The sequence below is a fragment of the Pseudolysinimonas sp. genome (assembly GCF_031389465.1).
Taxonomy (GTDB): Bacteria; Actinomycetota; Actinomycetes; order Actinomycetales; family Microbacteriaceae; genus Pseudolysinimonas_A.
On record NZ_JANMSQ010000158.1, the window covers coordinates 1 to 1641 of the forward strand.

Genomic DNA, 1641 nt, shown 5'->3' on the forward strand with positions numbered 1-1641 from the left:
GGAGGCCGCGCCGACGGGCGTGCAGTGGGCGATCATCGGCACCGGGTCGCTGATGCTCATGCTCGTCGTCGGCTGGCCCTCGACGTTGCTCAACTCCGTCGTCGGGTCGCGGTACCAGTCGATGGTGCGATGGACGACATCCCGTTTCCAACGCAAGAAGCCGGATGCCGCCGACTCACCCGTTGATCCTGCCCCGCCGATCAAACGCTCCGGTCTGCCCGGCTGGCTGATGTGGCCCGGCTTCGCTCTCGCGGCGATCCTGGGTGCGTTCGTCGACCCGGACTTCGGCGTGAACCCCATGTCGGTGCGGCTCGTCCTGACGCTCTTCTTCTCGTTCCTGCTGTTCAACCTCACGGCGTGGATGATCGTGCGGCGGGTAGCGGTGCGGCTGCAGCCGGAGTCCGACCCGTACCTGCGGTTCCGCTGGGGCTCGCTTCTGCTGGTCATCGTCGCAGTCCTCATCGCGCGCCTGCTCGGCCTCGAACCGGGCGTCATCTTCGGACTCGTCGCCGGCATCGCCTACGCCACGACGCTGCAGGCGGCGAAGAGCGCCGTCGTGACGATCGTCGGGTCGGCCTTCGGGCTTGCGCTCGCCCTCGTTGCGTGGGTCGGCTACTCGCTGCTCGCGCCGGCGCACATCGACAACTTCGCGTACGTGTTCCTCGTCGAGTTCCTCGCCGGCGTCACCGTGAAGGGCGTGTCGACCCTGCCGCTGTCCCTCCTGCCGCTCGGCAACCTCGACGGAGCGAAGCTGTTCGGCTGGAAGAAGGTGGTGTGGGGCGCGTCCTACGTCGTCGGCCTCGCCGCCTTCATGCTCGTGCTCGCGACGATCCCGAAAGCGTGGGGCGAGATCCCCGACTTCTTGCGGTGGATCTGGATCTTCGGCGCCTACGCCGTGGTCGCGGTCGTCGTCTGGGCGGTCAACGCGCGGACGCTCAAGAAGAACCCGCTGCCGCCCGAGAAAGAGCAGGGCGACCAACCCGACGCCATCACCATCGACTAGCTCAGTTCGCCCGATTCGGTGGCGGCTGTTCCCCTTCGCGCGACGGCTGCCGCGCAGCGTGTTCGAGCGGGATCTCGTCGAGTGGGATGCCGTTGACGGTCGCCACCTGCCAGACACCTTCGTCGAGGCGCAGCATCGAGATCGACCCGTTGTCGATTCCGGGTACGGGCCGGCCGGCGAGTCGCGCGAGCGTGTAGCGGATGATCGTTCCGTGGCAGACGACGAGCACGGCGCCGTCGGGGTTGTCGGCGACGATCGCGGCGAGAGCGTCGACTCCACGGGCGGCAACCGCCTCGAGACTCTCGGCACCCGGATAGTCGCGGTCGGGCCAACGCTCGATCGCGGCCGCCGCCGACGTGCCTTCGAGCGAACCGTAGTCGCGCTCTACGAGTTCGGGATACGCGGTCCCCAGCGGAATGTCGAGCCCGTCGGCGATGATGCGTGCCGTCTCTCGCGCGCGCAGCAGGGCTGAGCTCACCACGACATCCCACGGCCTCGATCGCAGCGTCATCAACGCGTCCCGCGCCTGCTCGCGGCCGGTGTCGTTGAGCGGGATGTCGCTCGAGCCCTGCAGCAGACCCTGGCGATTCCAGTCGGTCTGGCCGTGCCGGATGAACGCAACGATCATGTGAGAAGTC

At 68.0% G+C, this 1641-nt stretch carries 2 protein-coding genes; one reads left to right on the top strand and one right to left on the bottom strand.

Annotated features, from left to right (window positions below; genetic code table 11):
* Positions 1–1003: hypothetical protein (locus RMO30_RS06145; protein ID WP_309710842.1), on the top strand; the 1003-nt coding region annotated here is incomplete at its 5' end.
* A gap of 1 nt (position 1004) precedes the next feature.
* Here RMO30_RS06145 and RMO30_RS06150 read toward each other — a convergent pair.
* Positions 1005–1641, bottom strand: a 637-nt coding sequence (locus RMO30_RS06150) for a histidine phosphatase family protein (protein ID WP_309710844.1), incomplete at its 5' end; no start/stop codon positions are given.